A 17,546-nucleotide genomic window follows, 5' to 3' on the forward strand; every position below is an offset into this window, starting at 1 on the left:
GTTCGCTAATTATAATAATTCTAAAAAAGAAATCAATATAATCTTGACTTTAAATATGGAGAAATGATACCATCTTTATTGTAAATGATAAAGATTATCATTCAGAAATAAGGGAGCGGATTAACCCGCGCCTTACATATTCTAAAGGAGGATTTTATTCATGGCACAACGTTTGGTTGGAAGACCTGCACCTGATTTTAACATGGAGACTGTATCCGGAGACGGTAAAGAATTTGGACACGTTAAATTGTCCGACTACCGCGGCAAATGGCTGGTATTCTTCTTCTATCCTCTGGACTTCACTTTTGTATGCCCTACGGAAATTACAGCTCTTAGCGAAGCTTACGAGCAATTCAAAGAGCTTGACACTGAAATTCTTGGCGTAAGTATTGACTCTATTCACAGCCACAAGGCTTGGATCAATACTGCCAAAGAGAACAACGGTTTGGGACAATTGAACTTCCCGCTCGCTTCCGACATCACTAAGAAAGTTGCCGAAGATTACGGCGTACTGATCGAAGAAGAAGGCGTAGCGCTGCGCGGCTTGTTCATCATCGATCCAGAAGGCGAATTGAAATACCAAGTGGTTAACCACAATGACGTTGGCCGCAGCGTAGAAGAAACTCTTCGTGTTCTTCAAGCTCTGCAATCCGGCGGATTGTGCCCAATGAACTGGAAACCAGGCGACAAAACTTTGAACGCCTAATCGTTCCTACTATATCGAAGCCCCCTTTTGACGAAAGTCAACAGGGGGTTTTTCACGCTTTTAAATAAATGGACGCAAATTTGACTTAAACGTGGTAAAATGGGTAAAAATCTAACGTGATGAGAGGAATCGCTTCCTAAGTCCGCGAATAAGTTATAGAAATGAATGAACCGATATCAGGAGGGTGATGGGGAATGAGTTTTTGTTGCGGAGCCAGCATGGTGGGGACGAAAGGAACGCTGAAGCATTACCGTACTCAGGTCCACAATGTTCCCCTTTTATTGTGTCCGGTATGCCATCGGGTTGAGGTTCATTATAAGGTAGAAAATGAATACGAAATATTAGCCGAATATGCTCATGCGGATGGGGCACAGGAAATTGACTTTGCCGATTTCGTGTCCGAAGATGATGAATCCATCTTTGTGAACTGCGTAAACGATGAACGTGAAGACCCGCTGGATATCGTCAAACGTCAAATTGACAGCTCGCTGGATCTGTTGACGGTGGCTAAACATATTGGAGACGAGAAATGGGAAAGTGAACTGAAGCGCAGACTGGCTTTCATGAGCAGAAGGAGAGAACGGCTGCAGCATCGTTAGCAACCTCCGGAGACAGAGACGACAGAATATGGCGAAAACAGCTTCCATCGCGGAAGTTGTTTTTTCTTTTTTATGGAAATATTGGACGTATTGGGTGAAAACCTCTTTTTTCGACAGTTTCTCTGATTGACGGGGTCAGACAACCTCTTTATGATTAAATTGTACCAGGAAAACTTTTGCAGGAGAGGATCGGATGTCGGCCTTTTCAAGCATGAAGTTGTTTGCCTAGATGATGAATTTTTGTCCTCATTGATATCATATTCATAGGTATCAGTGGTTTTTTAGCGCTTGGCTTGAAAAGTGTTAGATGGTCTTTGGAAAATGCTCATTTTCACCCTGCAATTCTCCGTTCTGAGATGGAAAAAGCCAAACCGGCAAGAACATCATTCAAGGGAAAAGGAGGATAACAACTTGTTGAGTGATATCGAAGAAACGCTGCTCCAACCAGTCGAACTTTTTGTAGCTGCCCAGCTTAAAAAAAACAAGTATGAAAATGTACTCCAGCACCTGGACAATGGAATTGTTTTATTTAATTGCGACGGACAAATTACTTTCGCCAATTCTTTAATGGCTTCCCTCCTGGAGCTGCGGGCTCAGGACATGATTGGCTGCAATATCCGTCAATTGATTGCCCTGCCTCAATTAAGGCGAAGCAAATGGAAGTGGATCTTGCAAGTTTATCGCGAGATGATGCATAACCATAAAACCAAATTTGAAATCCGGGATGATTATGGCAAATATTGGATGGTTTTGGTGACTTATGCCGAAGATCTGGATGGGGATCTGCTCATCAGCTTTAAAGATATCTCGGATTATAAACGTATTGAAGAGACAGCTTCTCAAAATGATAAATTAGCGATTTTAGGTAAAATCTCCGCTGCGATTGCCCACGAAATTCGCAATCCTCTAACGGCTATCCGCGGTTTTATTCAATTGCTTCGGCCTCATCTGCTTCAGCTTGGCAAAGATGAATACGCCCGGATCATTTTGATGGAGATCGACAGAACCAACGATATCATTCATGAATTTTTGAATTCCTCGAAACCTTCCGCACCCGAGAAAGCGGTGCTCCGACTGTCCTCTCTGCTGAGGCAGACCGTGCTGTTAACGGAAAGCGAAGCTTTGATGAAGGACTGCGAAATATCTTTGCAGTCGGAACAAGAAGAGATGCTGATTGCCATAGATGCGAAACAAATGAAGCAGGTTTTTCTAAACCTGATCAAAAATGCCCTGGACGCCATCGAAGAGATTGACGGGCGGAAAGGCGAAATTCATATCCGTGCCAAGTCGGAAGGTTCGAATGCGATCATCTCCATTCGGGATAATGGAAGCGGCATGGAGCAAGCTAGTTTGAAACGGCTGGCCGATCCTTTTTTTACAACCAAAGAGAAGGGAACCGGATTAGGTTTATCGGAAAGCTACCGCATTATCAAGAATCACGGCGGCTCCATTCAGGTCGAAAGCAGCATTGGAGTCGGAACAACCTTTATTATTTCGCTGCCGCTGGCGAACTAGGCCAAAAAGCCGTTTCAAATGAAACGGTTTTTTTGTTTAAATAAGTAAAGGAAGAGGCATGAATAAATACAGCCAGGATGACAAAAAGGATGGTGCTGAAATGGACGGTAACGTGGCTGAAGTGTTATGGAACAGCGGGGGAATTCCCAAGGAGGCTGAACGAAAGGTCCTTATTTTGTTAGTCACAAAGAAGGGCGTTAAAAGCGGTGAAGTGGAGCCGTGGCTGAAACCTTTTGCCGGAACGCTGCTGCAAAACCGATTGTTCGAGGGGGAGGTCAATCAGACCTTTGTGCTGCCGATGCCGAAGCCGAATCCGGCGGAAACCGTTATTCTTGTCGGCGCCGGCGAAGATCCTCTTACCGCTGAGGAATTAAGATTAAGCGCTGCGTCGGCCGCTCGTACGGCGTTAACCATGCGGCCGGAACAGGTGCTCTTTAAAGTGCCGGTCTCTCTTGGATCACTTACGGTTGAAGGGCGCAATGAAATCGCCGCCCAGGCCCTGACGGAGGGATTTTTGCTGGGAGCTTATCAAAGGCAGAACTATAAGCGTGAGAAGTCCGCTTATGAAGGCATACGCAAAGTTTTCTTTTTCCATGAGGAAGCAGAAGTGGGCTCTGAACAGGAGGAGTGGCAGCAAGGCATCCGCCTGGGCCGGGCCTTTGCGGCAGGAACGATTACGGCCCGGGATTTGACCAATCTGCCGGCAAATTTGCTGACGCCGGAGGACCTGGGGGATGCGGCTGTCGAACTGGCTCAGCGTTACGGACTTGACGTCGAGGTGCTGGATGAAGCCGATCTCCAGGAGAAAGAGATGGGAGGGCTGCTGGCAGTGGGCCAGGGCAGCGTCCATCCCCCTCGGATGATCATAATCAAATATAAAGGAGGCGAGGAGTGGAATGATGTCACCGGCCTGGTCGGCAAAGGGATTACCTTTGATACCGGCGGGATTTCCCTCAAACGGGCTCCGGGCATGGAAGAGATGATCAGCGATATGGGCGGAGCGGCCTCGGTGCTGGGAGTCATGGAGATTCTTGGCATCCTGCGGCCTAAAACAAACGTGATTGCGGTCATCCCCGCAGCGGAGAACATGCCGTCGGGCAGCGCCATGAAACCTGGGGATATTTTGACTACCCGCAGCGGAAGAACGATTGAGATGCAAAATGCCGATGCGGAAGGGAGAATTGTCCTGGCAGACGGGGTGACTTATGCCAAAGAGCAGGGAGCAGAGCGGATTATAGACATTGCGACTTTAACCGGAGCCATTTTGTTTGCGCTTGGCGACGTGGCCACTGGGGCTGTGACGAATGATGATATTCTTCTGCAAAGCTTCATTATGGCCTCAAAGCAAACTGGGGAGAAAGTGTGGCCGCTGCCCAACTATCCGGAATACTGGAATATGCTGAAGAGCAGCGTGGCGGATCTGAACAATCGTCCGGGCAGAAATGCGGCAGCGATTACAGCGGGACTGTTCATCGGCACCTTTGCTGAAGGTCTGCCGTGGATTCATTTGGATATCGCGGGAACAGCTTATTTGAATAAAGAGCGGGGAGTAGATCCGAAGGGAGCTACGGGGGTGATGGTCCGTACGATGGCACAATGGATCCTGCAAAATGGACAGAAATAAACCGAGTTTCTACTATTATAAATAAATGTCTGTAAATGGAGGTTATCTCCTCGCCATACGCCAAGAAATCAAAATGAGGTCTGATCCAAAAGCTCCGCTGCGGAAGCGGGGCTTTTGGTTTAGGTTCCGCAGCCAAGTTGTCCGCCTACATACTTTAAAGCAGCAAATAAACTTCTTTACTTTAACGTTTTGCTTCAAGTAAGATAGAATGGAATACACCCTTCATTCAGGGCTAAAGAAAGGATTCCCGTCCATGAAAAATAATCCCAGCAAAATTGTAGATTGCACGATCCGCGACGGAGGTCTGGTGAACAACTGGGACTTCAGCGTTGAATTTGTTCAGCAGCTGTATGCCGGCCTTAACGAAGCCGGTGTTGATTATATGGAAGTTGGTTATAAGAATTCCCCCAAGCTGCTTAAAGGCGCGGATGGCGCCGGGCCATGGCGCTTCCTGAACGATGACTTCCTTCGCAAAGTGATTCCGCAAAAGGGCAGTACTAAATTATCCGCACTGGTGGATGTAGGCCGGGTGGATGAAGACGACATTTTGCCCCGCAGCGAAAGTTTGCTTGATCTGATCCGTGTTGCTTGTTATGTGAAGGATGTAGACAAGGCGCTTGACTTGATTCAGAAATTCCATGATCTTGGGTATGAAACGACGATTAATATTATGGCCTTATCCGGTGTAATGGAGAAAGAGCTGGTTGAAGCTTTTGACATGATCCGGGAAAGCGTGGTCGATGTTGTGTATATCGTGGACTCCTATGGCAGCCTTGATCATAACGACATGATGTACCTGGTTGAAAAATTCAAAACGCACCTGCCTAACAAACGGCTGGGCGTTCATGCCCATAACAATATGCAGCTGGCCTTCTCCAATACGCTGATTGCAGCGGATCATGGAGTAGAGCTGCTCGATGCTTCGGTTTACGGCATGGGCCGCGCAGCCGGCAACTGTCCGACCGAGCTGCTGGTAACCCATCTCAAGAATACACACTATGAACTTCGTCCAGTGCTGGAAGTACTGGAGAAGCTGCTGGTGCCGCTTCGGGAGAAAGAAGAATGGGGATATTTGCTCCCATACATGATTACCGGAACCTTGAATGAGCACCCGCGTTCAGCGATGGCGGTTCGGGCATCCGAGAATAAGGATGCGGTCGTAGATTTCTACGATAAACTTACGACTCCGGAAGTCAGCTTTCCCAAGGGCTGATAAGCGTTTTAATTACCTTGATCTTGTTCGCTTGCGAGCGGAAGATCAAGGTTTTTTTATTTTACAAAAAGAGAAATCAATTGAAACGAATGGAAGGAAATTGAGTAAAGGATGTGGAATTGTTACAAATATGGTGGTATATCGCCTTCATTTGACAGCAAGTAGGCTAAATCTGTGATCGTATAAATATACATCCGGGAGTTGAAACCGATGCGATTCAGGAAAGAGGAGAAGAAAGCTTTAACCCCATTATTAAACCTGCTTGCCGTTATGGTTGGGCTAGGCTGCTGTGTTTTACTGACGGTGGATGCCTGGAATCAGGAAGACCTGATCCGTCAAACGGAGTGTTTTTTCCTCCTGGTGTCCTGCCTTGTGTTGAGTGGAAAAATAATACGTTCTGACTCTGAACCAAGTGAGACCAACAAGGTCTCTATCCAGAAAGCCGCTAGCAGCAGCAGTTCGGAGGATCCAATCACAGGACTTCCACAGGTTGATGCCTTTCGCTCCGACCTGCAAGCTGGAACTAAAGGAACAACAGGGCTTTGTATTATACATATCAACCGATATCGGGTGCTGAAAGAAATATTAGGTTTTGAATACGGCGAACATTTGTTGCGGGAAGCAAGCCGGAGGATTGCGCTGGCTTGCAGTGATCAGGGGACGCTTTACCGGATTGGTGTGGATGATTTTGCATTCTTAATGAGAAAATATGCAGGCGAGTCCATTCTATCTCAGCTTGCAGAGCAAATTTCGCAACTGGATTTGTCGATCTCGCTGGGGGTCCGCGAATACCCTGTTCCGCTTAGTCTGGGGTTTGCGATTTATCCCTCCGACGCTTCAAACGATGAAGAGCTTGTCCGTCATGCCGAGCTGGCCGCCTATTATGCGAAGGAGCAGGGGCTCAGCTGCTGCAGGTACGCCGAATATATGAGGACTGTAAATCTGAACCGATTCGAGCTGGAGCATGATATGCGAAAGGGGATAGAGCGCGGGGAATTTTTTGTGGAATACCAGCCTCAGGTGAATTTATACACAGGGAAAATGGTCGGGCTCGAAGCGCTGCTCCGCTGGAATCATCCGGTTCGGGGAATCATTCCCCCTTCCGAATTTATTCCGCTGGCTGAAGAAAGCGGGCTGATCGTTCAGCTTGGGGAATGGGTGCTTCGTACAGCCTGCAGGCAAAACAGAAGATGGCAGGATGAAGGCTTTGAACCGGTATCGATGTCCGTGAACCTGTCGGTCAGACAGTTCCGCGATTCCCGGTTCACTGAAATGGTATCTGAAGTGCTGAAGGAGACGGGAATGGACCCCCGGTTTCTGGATCTGGAAATTACGGAGAGCATGACGGTGGATCGGAACTGGGCAATCAGCCAGATCGTAGAATTGAAGCGGATGGGGATTCTGGTCAGTATTGATGACTTCGGAACCGGGTACAGTTCGCTGCATTATTTAAAGACACTGCCTGTTGACCGGATCAAAATAGACCGCTCCTTTCTGGAGAAAATCGTTCAGGACAGCAGCGATGCGGTAATTGTATCGTCCATAGCCGCCATGGCCAACCAACTCAATTTGAAAGTGACGGCCGAAGGCGTAGAGAATAAAGATCAGCTTGAGTTCCTGAAGCGGCAAAACTGTCATGAGGGGCAGGGATATCTGTTCAGCAAGCCGGTCCCTGCCCTCACCCTGGAACAGGACTTCTTAGTCCGAGCTGCCGGATAAGATTGGCCTTCCGTGAGAACGGAAGGTTTTTTATTTGGGGGAGTTAGACAGGGGAAACGGTGCATAGCGAACAAGCAGGTTGGTAAATAATACAGATACCGTTATAGGGATATACCGAACGTAACATGTCAGGTATGTCAAATGAAGGCGGTTTCAGGAAAAAAAGAGCGAATATTCGAATTATTTTAATGATTATTGTGTGGATTTTGCGCTTTGTTGATTGTATAATCTAGTTTGTCCAAAGGAAGTGCCGAAGCAAAGCAAGAATTGACCATCGGTATTTTCAATTTTATAAGGGGGATCACACTCAATGAAGAAAAGTTTCAAACTATCGATCGTACTGCTGCTCGCTCTTACGGTCGTCCTGGCAGGCTGCGGCAATAACAAAAATAATGCCGGCAACTCTGCAAGCAGCGGGGGTTCCAGCTCCAATACGGCTGCTAACGTTAAAATCGGTCTTGTTACCGACGTAGGCGGCGTAAACGACAAATCTTTTAACCAGTCCGCTTGGGAAGGCCTTTCTTCTTTGAGCGATGTCAAATCCGAATATTTGCAAAGTACGAAACCGGACGATTATCAAACCAACCTGAACAAATTCGTTAAAGGCGGCTACGATTTGACTTGGGGGATCGGGATGGACCTTGGCGACGCCGTTGATCAAGTCGCTTCCGAGAATCCGAATGCCAAGCTGGCTATCATCGACGCTACCGTTGACCAGCCAAACGTTAAATCCGTTACTTTCTCTGAGAATGAAGGTTCTTTCCTGGTTGGCGTAGTAGCCGGTATGATGACGAAAACCAATAAAATCGGTTTCGTCGGCGGGTCCCAAATCCCGGTTATCGAACGTTTTGAAGCTGGTTTCAAAGCAGGTATTGCTGCGGTAAATCCAAACGCTCAGCTGCTTGTAAACTACACTGGCGCATTTGATAAACCTGACCTGGGTAAAACAGCTGCCGCTACTTTCTACGACAACGGCGCGGACATCGTGTTCCAGGCTGCCGGCGGTACAGGTACCGGCGTATTCAACGAAGCGACTGCACGTGTGAAATCCGGTCAGAAAGTATGGGTTATCGGCGTAGACAAAGACCAATCTTTGGAATTTGGCGACGACGTAACTTTGACTTCCATGGTGAAACGTGTTGATGAAGCGGTAAAACGTGTAAGCCAGGAAGTGGTTGACGGTACTTTCAAAGGCGGAAGCGAAGTGCTCGGCCTGAAAGAGAACGGCGTAGGCATTGCAGAGACTTCCGAGAAAAATGTTCCTGCGGACGTATTGGCAAAAGTTGAAGAATATAAACAAAAAATCATCAATGGTGAAATCACAGTTCCAACTGAGCCAACCAAATAGTCCATCTGGATTTATAACGGGTTCACACACAAAGAATGAGGCTTGAATTTTGGGCCTAATTGAATACAAGCAGAATTTTCGACAAGGCTGGTTTTTTTAACTGGCCTTGTTGTTACGTTATCGTGTATATTGTTGTATGGGCCAAAGGATGCCTAATCTAAATGAAGGGTGATCTCATGAACGCAGCGACCCCCGTTGTCGAGCTCAAAGGCATTACGAAACGTTTTCCCGGTGTCGTAGCCAATGACTCGATCAGTTTGAAACTGTATAAAGGCGAAATTCATGCATTGCTTGGTGAGAACGGCGCGGGTAAATCCACCTTGATGAATATTGTGTTCGGGTTATATCAACCGGATGAAGGCAGTATTGAAATCAATGGACAACCCGTTATTATAGATAATCCCAACAAAGCGATTGATCTCGGAATCGGGATGGTGCACCAGCATTTCAAGCTGGTTGAGCCTTTTACAGTTACGGAAAATATTATTTTGGGCATGGAGCCAAAGAAAGGGCTCAACCTGGATCACAAGACAGCGGCGGCCCGCATCCAAGAATTATCCGAGCAGTACGGCCTGCGTGTAGACCCTTATGCCAAAATCCACGATATTTCGGTAGGTATGCAGCAGCGCGTAGAAATCTTGAAGACGCTTTACCGCGGCGCTGACATTTTGATTTTTGACGAACCGACCGCCGTATTAACTCCGCAGGAGATTACAGAATTGATGGAGATTATGCGCAAGCTGGTCGCAGAGGGTAAGTCGATTATTCTGATTACGCATAAATTGAAAGAAATTATGCATATTTCCGACACGGTTACGATTATCCGTAGAGGTAAAGTGATCGATACCGTGAAGACGTCCGAAGCGTCGCCAAGTATTCTCGCAGAAAAGATGGTCGGCCGGAACGTGACGTTTAAAGTGGACAAGCGTTCTGCCACGCCAGGAGCTCCTGTATTGGAAGTGCGGGATCTGTTCGTTAAAAATAAAGATGGAGCTATGGCTCTGAATGGCCTGAACTTGAACGTAAAAGCCGGAGAAATTTTGGGGATAGCCGGCGTAGACGGCAACGGCCAAAGTGAATTAATCGAAGCTTTGACCGGTCTTGGCAAAGTGGAGAGCGGTTCAATTCTGCTGAATGGCAAGGAGTTGGCCAATGCTTCTCCGCGGCGGATTAGCGAAAGCGGCGTGGCCCATATTCCGGAGGACCGTCACAAACACGGTCTGGTGCTTGATTTCTCTATGAGCGAGAACATGGTTCTCGAAACTTATTATAAAGAGCCTTACAGCAAAGGCGGATTTTTGAATTACAAGGCGATTAAGGAGCAGGCTCAAAAGCTGATTAATGCCTTTGACGTCCGCACGCCCAGCATTGAAACCAAAGCCCGTTCTTTGTCCGGCGGTAATCAGCAGAAAGCGATTATAGCCCGGGAAATAGACAAAAATCCGGACCTGCTGATTGCGGCTCAGCCAACGCGTGGTCTGGATGTCGGGGCGATCGAGTTTGTGCAAACTCAGCTGATCGCCCAGCGGGACCAAGGCAAAGCGGTTCTGCTCATCTCGTTTGAGCTGGATGAGATTATTAACGTTTCAGACCGGATTGCGGTCATTTATGAAGGGGAAATCGTAGGCGAAGTTCTTCCTGAAGAAACCAATGACCAGGAGCTTGGCCTCATGATGGCGGGCAGCACGGCTGCCGGAGGTGTAAAACATGAATAAAATTTTGAAGGTATTTTCCGGGAGTACGCTCATTTCACTGGTCGCCATCCTGCTGGGCCTGATTGTCGGCGCCATCGTTATGCTGGCCGGCGGATATGATCCTTTCCTGGCTTATCAATCGCTGTTCTCCCAGGTATTTGGCAACACTTACGACTTTGGCGAGACGCTGCGGGAAGTAACGCCGCTTATTTTAACCGGTTTTGCTTTTGCGTTTGCGGCCCGTACCGGTTTGTTTAATATCGGCGGCGAAGGTCAGTTTATTATCGGTATGACTGCAGCAACCGTTATCGGTATTAAAGTCCACGGGCTGCCGGTTTATATTCATGCACCGCTTGCCGTAATCGCCGGCGGTTTGTTCGGCGGACTTTGGGCGGCCATTGTTGGTTACCTGAAAGCCAAACGCGGGGTTAACGAAGTTATTACAAGTATCATGCTGAACTGGATTGCGCTTTATCTGGCCAATTTTATCGTCCGGCATTTCCTGCTTATGGAAGGCAAACAGCGTTCCGAAAATATTTTGCCGACGGCTTCGATTTCCTTCTCCTGGTTGTCCGGCTTGATGAACAACGCCCGGATCCACTGGGGAATGCTGATCGCTGTGCTTTGCGCGTTTTTCTTCTATTATTTTATGTGGAAAACCAAACAGGGCTACGAGCTTCGCGCGGTCGGCAACAATCCGAATGCTGCCCAGTACGCGGGAATGAATGTAGGCCGCAATGTCGTCAAGGCCATGTTTATCAGCGGTATCTTTGCCGGATTAGCCGGCGCTTTCCAAATTCTTGGCGTCTTCCAATATCAAAGCGTCATGTCGGGTTCTCCGGGAACCGGTTTTGACGGAATCGCTGTCGGTTTGATCGGAATGAACAATCCGTTTGGCATTCTGCTCGGCGCCTTTTTGTTCGGTACACTCACTTATGGTTCTGCGGGCATGAGCTTTGGTGCAGGCGTTCCGCCGGAATTGATCCGGATCGTCATCGGTTCGATCATTTTCTTCATCGCAGCCCAAGGCATCGTACGCTGGGTAATCAAGCCGTTCTACTTTAAACGCAAGAAAGAGAAGGTGTTGTAAATGGATTGGGTAACGACACTGGGGCAGTTAATAAATACAACGCTTGTCTTTTCTACAGCGCTTATCTTTGCCGCGCTTGGCGGTATTTTCTCGGAGCGTTCCGGGGTTACGAACCTGGGGCTCGAAGGTTTTATGATGTTCGGCGCGTTTGCTTCGGCTGTCGGCACTTATTATGCCGAGGAAGCCGGCATGGGCGCCGCGTCCCCTTGGATCGGCATGATCGCTGCGCTTGTGCTCGGCGTCATTACTTCCCTGATTCATGCGGTGGCTTCGATCACCTTTAAAGCCGATCAGACGATCAGCGGTATCGTGATCAACTTTCTGGCGGCCGGAGCCACCTTGTACCTGGTTAAGCTGATCTTCGACGGCAACGGCGAAACGCCGCTGTTGACGGAAGTGTTTAACAAGGTTTCGATACCGGGATTGTCCAAAATCCCGATTATCGGCGAAGGTTTGTTCCACAACTATCCGACCACTTATATCGCGATTATCCTGGTGTTTGTCGGGTATTATGTACTGTTCAAAACACCGTTTGGCCTCCGGCTTCGGGCGGTCGGCGAACACCCAAGCGCTGCGGATACAGCCGGGATCAACGTCAACCGGATGCGTTATATCGGCGTTATGATCAGCGGTGGTTTGGCCGCGCTTGGCGGAGCTACCGTCACGTTGACCACAACCAGTACATTTGCGCATAATACGATCTCCGGCCAAGGCTACATCGCAATCGCAGCGATGATCTTTGGCAAGTGGAACCCGCTGGGTGCTTTTGGCGCAGCCGCGTTCTTCGGCTTATCGCAAGCGGTGCGGACGTATGTCACCCTGTTCGACTGGTCCAAGGATATTCCGCAGGAATTTATTTATATGCTGCCATACCTGCTGACGATCATTGTTCTGGTAGCAGCGGTTGGCCGCTCGGCGGCCCCTTCCGCTTTGGGCCAGCCTTACGATCCAAGCAAACGTTAGCTGCATGATCTGAATTTGACCCGCAAAGGCATTTTGCTTTTGCGGGTTTATTTTTCGGGTCAAAGGGTAATGAAAGGCTACAGCCGGTGTAAATAAGGAGGTTATCCAGATGTCCAAGAAGTGGGTAGGCGTATTTGCTGAACCGAAGGATGTGAGGGCAACTATAGATGAACTCAAACAGCATGGCTTTGCGGATGATCAGCTTTCTGTAGTCACTCATTATCAAACGGGAATTCCGATGGATGAGGAGGTTGCTGGTATTCAGGTCTTTGAAATTGGCGGCAGCAATGCGGATCAGGCCTTGAGTCCTTTTACGGGCCTTGACCTTCCGGACAAGGAAGCGGGAATTTACGAGGAGCATATGAAGCAGGGACGGCTTTTATTAATTGCTGATGATCTCGGCCGGGAGACGGGAGAGGTCTATCAGATTTTCCAGCAGCATCATGCTGTTCATTCGAATTACCATGAAGACGGCGAATTAACGGGGGAAGAACGTTTCTATGGTGCGCAGAGCAATGCCGATACCTATTACGGGGACCAGCATGCCTCATTGGGCCAGCAGACCGGTCAGGAGAACAGGCAGGGCCAGCGCTGAGGGATAATGGCGTCTGTTTCGCCATCGGTCAAAAAAGTAAAAAAGCAGACGCTGTCGTCTGCTTTTTTTGTGCTTATTTAATTCCAGCATAATCAGGCTAATGAATGGGAACGAGGAGGGAAGGTTACTGGCCTTCTATATATATAGCTTTCACTCGTCCAACCTGACCGTCCTGAAGACGGACTTTGATGCCGTGCGGATGATTAGGGGAGTTGGTCAAAATATCTTTGACGATCCCTCGCGTCAGTTTGCCTGTCCGCTGATCCTGTTTGAGGACAATATCCACCGTAAGGCCCGGCGTGATGCTGCTTCGTTGGGTTCCGTCCATAGTTCCTCCTGCCGAATAAACCCCGCATCAAGGATGCGAGCGTTAAGATACCTCTTAAGATAACACAGACGACTACAAAAACCCAAATATCCGGCTGATTCGCACAAATTCAACAAAGTTGGTTTTTGCCTGCAGACAATCCTTGCTATCATGCGGGGCATTGCATATAATAATCTATAGTGTTTTGCCGGGCGTCCGGCCTTTTAACCCTATAAATGCTAAGATGGAGACAAGTAAGCAGTACCTCTATACAGGGAGGGAACGCCTTGGATTGAGAGCGTTCCTACAGAGACAGGCTGGCTGAAATTCACTCCGGAGCAGTTCCTTGAACCTGCCTTTAGGATGGGCATCAATAGAGGATACCGGTCACGAGCCGTTATGTCGAAAAGTGAGAGCAGCAGATTTAGTCCAGTCTTCTGGGCGGGAATGTCGATAGCAGCTCTAACAAGGGTGGTACCACGGTCTTTTCGTCCCTTTTCGGGAGAAAAGGCTTTTTTTTGTTTTTCGACCAGAAATTTATCCATTCAGGAGGTTTGACATGAGAGAACGTTTGGAACAGCTGAAACAGGAGGCGCTTGCCGAGCTGAACGGCGTGTTGGATGCCGGTCAGCTGAACGAGCTGAGAGTCAAGTATCTGGGTAAAAAAGGAGCTTTGACCGAAATTTTGCGCGGTATGGGGGCGCTGAGTGCCGAAGAGCGTCCGGTGATCGGACAGGTGGCCAATGAGGTGCGCGGCGCTATCGAAGCGGTCATTGAGGAGAAGCAGCAGAAATTCGAACAGCAGGAAACGGAGCGCCGTTTGGCAGCCGAGAAGCTGGATGTCACGCTGCCGGGCCGTCCGCTGAAGCAGGGTGGCATTCATCCGCTGAACCGGATTATCCAGGAGATTGAGGATATTTTTATCGGCATGGGTTATCAAATTGCAGAAGGTCCTGAAGTAGAAACCGATTATTTCAACTTCGAGGCGCTGAACCTGCCGAAGAACCATCCGGCCCGTGATATGCAGGATTCCTTCTATTTGACGGAAGATCTGCTGATGCGGACGCAGACTTCTCCGGTTCAGGCCCGTACGATGAAAGCGAAGGAAGGCGAGGTGCCGGTTAAGATCATTTGCCCGGGTAAAGTGTACCGCCGTGACGATGATGATGCGACACACTCCTTCCAGTTCCATCAGATCGAAGGTCTGGTCATCGGTAAAAACATCCGGATGAGCGACCTCAAGGGCACGCTGCTCCAGTTCAGTCAAAAGATGTTTGGACCAAACACGGAAATCCGTCTTCGTCCGAGCTTCTTCCCTTTCACCGAACCAAGTATTGAAGTCGATGTAACGTGCGTGAAATGCGGCGGCAAAGGCTGCCGGGTTTGTAAGCATTCGGGCTGGCTTGAGATTCTGGGCAGTGGAATGGTTCATCCGCGTGTACTTGAAATGGGCGGCTACGATCCGGAGCAATATACCGGTTTTGCGTTTGGTATGGGAGTAGAGCGGATTGCCATGCTGAAATACGGCGTGGACGACATTCGTCATTTCTATAACAACGACATTCGTTTCCTGGAACAATTCGCACGTCATTAATCGTAAAGTCCAAAGCCTAAAGGAGATGTGAACGATGAAAGTATCAACCTCTTGGTTGTCTGATTATATATCGCTTGAAAATGTAGATATCAACGAGCTTGCCGAGCAGATTACACGTTCCGGCATCGAGATCGACAGCGTGGAATCCGTAAATAAAGGCGTTACCAAAGTAGTAGTGGGTTATGTCAAAACCAAAGAGAAACATCCCGACGCGGACAAGTTGAACATTGTAACTGTAGATGCCGGACAGGAAGAAGAACTTCAAATCGTATGCGGGGCTAAAAATATCGACGCCGGTCAGAAAGTGCCGATTGCGCTTGTCGGAGCCAAACTGCCCGGCGGACTGGAGATCAAGAAAGCCAAGCTGCGCGGCGTACCTTCCCAAGGTATGGTTTGCTCGGCCAAGGAACTTGGCCTGAACGACAAGCTCCTGCCGAAAGATCAACAGGAAGGAATTCTGGTGCTGCCTCCGGAGACGCAGATTGGAACTCCGATTGAACAGGTGCTGGATCTGAACAATCAAATTTTGGACTTTGACCTGACACCGAACCGCTCGGACTGCCTCAGTATGCTGGGTGCGGCTTATGAAGTCGGCGCGATTTTGGCCCGTGAGATTAAGCTGCCGGAAGCCAACATTGTAGAGAATTCAGCTAAAGCTGCGGATTCCATTTCCGTAAAAATAAGCAATCCCGAGTTCTGCAGCCATTTTGCGGTTCGTGTCATTTCCAACGTCAAGATCGGCCGTTCCCCGCAGTGGATGCAGAATCGCTTGATGGCGGCCGGCATTCGTCCGATCAACAACGTGGTTGATGTAACCAACTATGTCATGCTGGAATATGGCCAGCCGCTCCATGCTTATGATGCAGACCGTATAGCAGGCAGCCAGATTGAAGTACGCGTATCCCGCGAAGGGGAAACGATTGAAACGTTGGACGGACAAGAACGCAAGCTCCCTGCGGGTGCTCTGCTGATCACCGATGCGGAGAAGCCGATTGGCCTTGCAGGCGTTATGGGCGGAGCCAACTCCGAGGTAACCGAGGACACGGTGAATATCGTGCTCGAAGCGGCCAAATTTGATGGTGGTGTGGTTCGCAAGCTTTCCCGTCTGTTTGGACTTCGTTCTGAAGCCTCCCAGCGTTTTGAGAAGGAAGTGGATCCGAACCGGGTCATTCCTGCACTTAACCGGGCTGCAGCGCTGATCGCCGAGCTTGCCGGCTGTACCGTACAGCATGGCATTGTCGAAAGCGGCGGTGAAGAAGTTAAGCCACTTGTGATTCCTTTGTCCCTGGCGAAATTGAATCAGTTCCTGGGCACTGACATTTCGACCTTGGAAGTGAAAACGATCCTGTCCCGGCTGCATTTCGAATCCGGGGATCTGCCAAATAACACACTTGAGGTGAAGGTGCCGACTCGCCGCGGCGATATTACCCGCGATGTGGATTTGATTGAAGAGGTGGCCCGTTTGTACGGCTACGACAAAATTCCGACAACGTTGATCGAAGGGCCGACCACGCAAGGCGGATATACGAAATCCCAGCTGCTGCGCCGGAGCATCCGTACGATGCTGACGAGCGGCGGCTTGCAGGAGGTTCTTTCTTACTCCTTCGCCAACCGGGAAGCGGAGACTCTGTTCCCGACTTTGCGAGAGAGCCGTCATTCCGTGAAGCTGGCTATGCCGATGAGCGAAGACCGCAGCATCCTGCGCACCAGTCTGATTCCTCAGCTGATGGACGTTGCCAGCTTTAACCGCAACCGCAAGCAGGATAATCTGGCTTTGTTCGAAATCGGCTCGGTGTTCCAAAGTGAAGAAGAAAAGTTGACCGTACAGCCGAAAGAAATCCTAATGCTCGGCTTGCTGATGGCTGGTCTGCGTCAGGAGAAGCAGTGGAACCTGAATCCGGATAAAGTAGACTTCTACGATCTGAAAGGCGCTGTCGAAAGCGTGTTTGCTTATCTGGGGCTGGAAGGAAAGATCTCCTATGAAGCGGATGGTCCTGAAGGCTTCCACCCGGGACGTTCGGCCTCTATTTACCTGGAGAATAATCAGGTTAAAGAACGTATCGGCGTGCTCGGGCAAATTCACCCTGACATTCAGCGCAGCAAGGAACTGGACGATACGTACGTGGCCGAGATCAAGCTTGAACCTCTGTTTGCTGCGGAGAGCCCGGCGATCGAATATCGTGACCTGCCAAGATTTCCTTCCGTTCAGCGCGATATCGCGGTGGTTGTGGATCAAAGCGTGACGGCCGCGGAGCTGCTCAAGTCCATCCAGGATAATACGGGCGAACTGCTTGAGCATGTACACGTCTTTGACATCTTCACCGGCAGCAAGCTTGGAGAGGGGAAAAAGAGCGTTGCCTTGTCCCTGGTCTACCGTCACATGGAGCGTACGCTTACCGATGAGGAGATTGCAGAAGTGCACGGACGAGCGGTAGCCGCGCTGGAGCAAACTTTCGGAGCAGAATTAAGAAAATAGCAGGAATTGGGGAAACCGCATCGAATCCTTTTTAAAGAAGAGATTCATGCGGTTTTTTCTTAGGTTGAATCCTCTTTCGCTAACCTTATAAAATGAGAAGAGA

The 17,546-nt window shown here is 49.1% G+C and carries 14 protein-coding genes and 1 other annotated feature; of the genes, 13 read left to right on the top strand and 1 reads right to left on the bottom strand.

Annotated features, from left to right (window positions below):
• Nucleotides 1-160: 160 nt before the first annotated feature.
• From AWM70_RS02700 to AWM70_RS02750, 11 genes are all read left to right on the top strand, one after another.
• A complete protein-coding gene (locus AWM70_RS02700) occupies nucleotides 161-706 on the top strand; it encodes a peroxiredoxin (protein WP_068694134.1) in 546 nt (181 codons plus the stop codon).
• A 194-nt stretch (nucleotides 707-900) separates the two neighbouring features.
• The gene (locus AWM70_RS02705; RefSeq protein ID WP_068694136.1) at nucleotides 901-1,305 is read left to right on the top strand and encodes a hypothetical protein; all 405 of its coding nucleotides are present in this window, start codon (nucleotides 901-903) and stop codon (nucleotides 1,303-1,305) included.
• A 411-nt stretch (nucleotides 1,306-1,716) separates the two neighbouring features.
• Nucleotides 1,717-2,820 (top strand): ATP-binding protein, encoded by a 1,104-nt coding sequence (locus tag AWM70_RS02710; RefSeq protein ID WP_068694138.1) that lies wholly within the window; start codon nucleotides 1,717-1,719, stop codon nucleotides 2,818-2,820.
• 58 nt (nucleotides 2,821-2,878) lie between these two features.
• Nucleotides 2,879-4,444 carry a leucyl aminopeptidase gene (locus AWM70_RS02715; protein ID WP_237167810.1) on the top strand — a complete coding sequence of 522 codons (1,566 nt, stop codon included), beginning with the start codon at nucleotides 2,879-2,881 and terminating at the stop codon, nucleotides 4,442-4,444.
• Nucleotides 4,445-4,697: 253 nt separating this feature from the next.
• Nucleotides 4,698-5,657, top strand: a complete 960-nt coding sequence (locus tag AWM70_RS02720; protein ID WP_068694140.1) for an aldolase catalytic domain-containing protein — start codon at nucleotides 4,698-4,700, stop codon at nucleotides 5,655-5,657.
• 210 nt (nucleotides 5,658-5,867) lie between these two features.
• Nucleotides 5,868-7,376: a putative bifunctional diguanylate cyclase/phosphodiesterase gene (locus AWM70_RS02725; RefSeq protein ID WP_068694142.1), complete on the top strand. Its 1,509-nt coding sequence runs from the start codon at nucleotides 5,868-5,870 to the stop codon at nucleotides 7,374-7,376.
• 310 nt (nucleotides 7,377-7,686) lie between these two features.
• Nucleotides 7,687-8,724, top strand: coding sequence for a BMP family lipoprotein (locus AWM70_RS02730; protein WP_068694144.1), 1,038 nt, complete (start codon nucleotides 7,687-7,689; stop codon nucleotides 8,722-8,724).
• A 176-nt stretch (nucleotides 8,725-8,900) separates the two neighbouring features.
• Nucleotides 8,901-10,439: an ABC transporter ATP-binding protein gene (locus AWM70_RS02735; protein WP_068700317.1), complete on the top strand. Its 1,539-nt coding sequence runs from the start codon at nucleotides 8,901-8,903 to the stop codon at nucleotides 10,437-10,439.
• Complete coding sequence (locus tag AWM70_RS02740; RefSeq protein WP_068694146.1) at nucleotides 10,432-11,508, top strand: ABC transporter permease; 1,077 nt, start codon at nucleotides 10,432-10,434, stop codon at nucleotides 11,506-11,508. Before AWM70_RS02735 ends, AWM70_RS02740 begins: the two co-directional genes overlap by 8 nt.
• Nucleotides 11,509-12,471: an ABC transporter permease gene (locus AWM70_RS02745; RefSeq protein ID WP_068694148.1), complete on the top strand. Its 963-nt coding sequence runs from the start codon at nucleotides 11,509-11,511 to the stop codon at nucleotides 12,469-12,471.
• 109 nt (nucleotides 12,472-12,580) lie between these two features.
• A complete protein-coding gene (locus AWM70_RS02750) occupies nucleotides 12,581-13,066 on the top strand; it encodes a general stress protein (RefSeq protein ID WP_068694150.1) in 486 nt (161 codons plus the stop codon).
• 124 nt (nucleotides 13,067-13,190) lie between these two features.
• Here AWM70_RS02750 and AWM70_RS02755 read toward each other — a convergent pair whose 3' ends face one another.
• A complete protein-coding gene (locus AWM70_RS02755; RefSeq protein ID WP_068694152.1) occupies nucleotides 13,191-13,394 on the bottom strand; it encodes a YwbE family protein in 204 nt (67 codons plus the stop codon).
• A gap of 211 nt (nucleotides 13,395-13,605) precedes the next feature.
• Nucleotides 13,606-13,872, top strand: a binding site (T-box leader).
• A 60-nt stretch (nucleotides 13,873-13,932) separates the two neighbouring features.
• Between AWM70_RS02755 and pheS the strand changes: the two genes are divergently transcribed.
• Both pheS and pheT read left to right on the top strand, forming a co-directional pair.
• Entirely contained in the window at nucleotides 13,933-14,967 is a 1,035-nt protein-coding gene (gene pheS / locus AWM70_RS02760; RefSeq protein WP_068694154.1) for a phenylalanine--tRNA ligase subunit alpha, read from the top strand.
• Nucleotides 14,968-15,001: 34 nt separating this feature from the next.
• A complete protein-coding gene (gene pheT / locus AWM70_RS02765) occupies nucleotides 15,002-17,443 on the top strand; it encodes a phenylalanine--tRNA ligase subunit beta (RefSeq protein WP_068694156.1) in 2,442 nt (813 codons plus the stop codon).
• Nucleotides 17,444-17,546: the final 103 nt, after the last annotated feature.

Source organism: Paenibacillus yonginensis (assembly GCF_001685395.1).
GTDB classification, from domain to species: domain Bacteria; phylum Bacillota; class Bacilli; order Paenibacillales; family Paenibacillaceae; genus Fontibacillus; species Fontibacillus yonginensis.

Excerpts from the sequence above, each read along its gene's own strand:
- AWM70_RS02745 (WP_068694148.1), top strand. The coding sequence starts at position 11,509 with ATGGATTGGGTAACGACACTGGGGCAGTTAATAAATACAACGCTTGTC.
- AWM70_RS02715 (WP_237167810.1), top strand. The coding sequence starts at position 2,879 with ATGAATAAATACAGCCAGGATGACAAAAAGGATGGTGCTGAAATGGAC.
- AWM70_RS02720 (WP_068694140.1), top strand. The coding sequence starts at position 4,698 with ATGAAAAATAATCCCAGCAAAATTGTAGATTGCACGATCCGCGACGGA.
- AWM70_RS02735 (WP_068700317.1), top strand. The coding sequence starts at position 8,901 with ATGAACGCAGCGACCCCCGTTGTCGAGCTCAAAGGCATTACGAAACGT.
- AWM70_RS02730 (WP_068694144.1), top strand. The coding sequence starts at position 7,687 with ATGAAGAAAAGTTTCAAACTATCGATCGTACTGCTGCTCGCTCTTACG.
- AWM70_RS02705 (WP_068694136.1), top strand. The coding sequence starts at position 901 with ATGAGTTTTTGTTGCGGAGCCAGCATGGTGGGGACGAAAGGAACGCTG.
- pheS (WP_068694154.1), top strand. The coding sequence starts at position 13,933 with ATGAGAGAACGTTTGGAACAGCTGAAACAGGAGGCGCTTGCCGAGCTG.
- pheT (WP_068694156.1), top strand. The coding sequence starts at position 15,002 with ATGAAAGTATCAACCTCTTGGTTGTCTGATTATATATCGCTTGAAAAT.
- AWM70_RS02750 (WP_068694150.1), top strand. The coding sequence starts at position 12,581 with ATGTCCAAGAAGTGGGTAGGCGTATTTGCTGAACCGAAGGATGTGAGG.
- AWM70_RS02740 (WP_068694146.1), top strand. The coding sequence starts at position 10,432 with ATGAATAAAATTTTGAAGGTATTTTCCGGGAGTACGCTCATTTCACTG.
- AWM70_RS02700 (WP_068694134.1), top strand. The coding sequence starts at position 161 with ATGGCACAACGTTTGGTTGGAAGACCTGCACCTGATTTTAACATGGAG.
- AWM70_RS02755 (WP_068694152.1), bottom strand. The coding sequence starts at position 13,394 with ATGGACGGAACCCAACGAAGCAGCATCACGCCGGGCCTTACGGTGGAT.
- AWM70_RS02725 (WP_068694142.1), top strand. The coding sequence starts at position 5,868 with ATGCGATTCAGGAAAGAGGAGAAGAAAGCTTTAACCCCATTATTAAAC.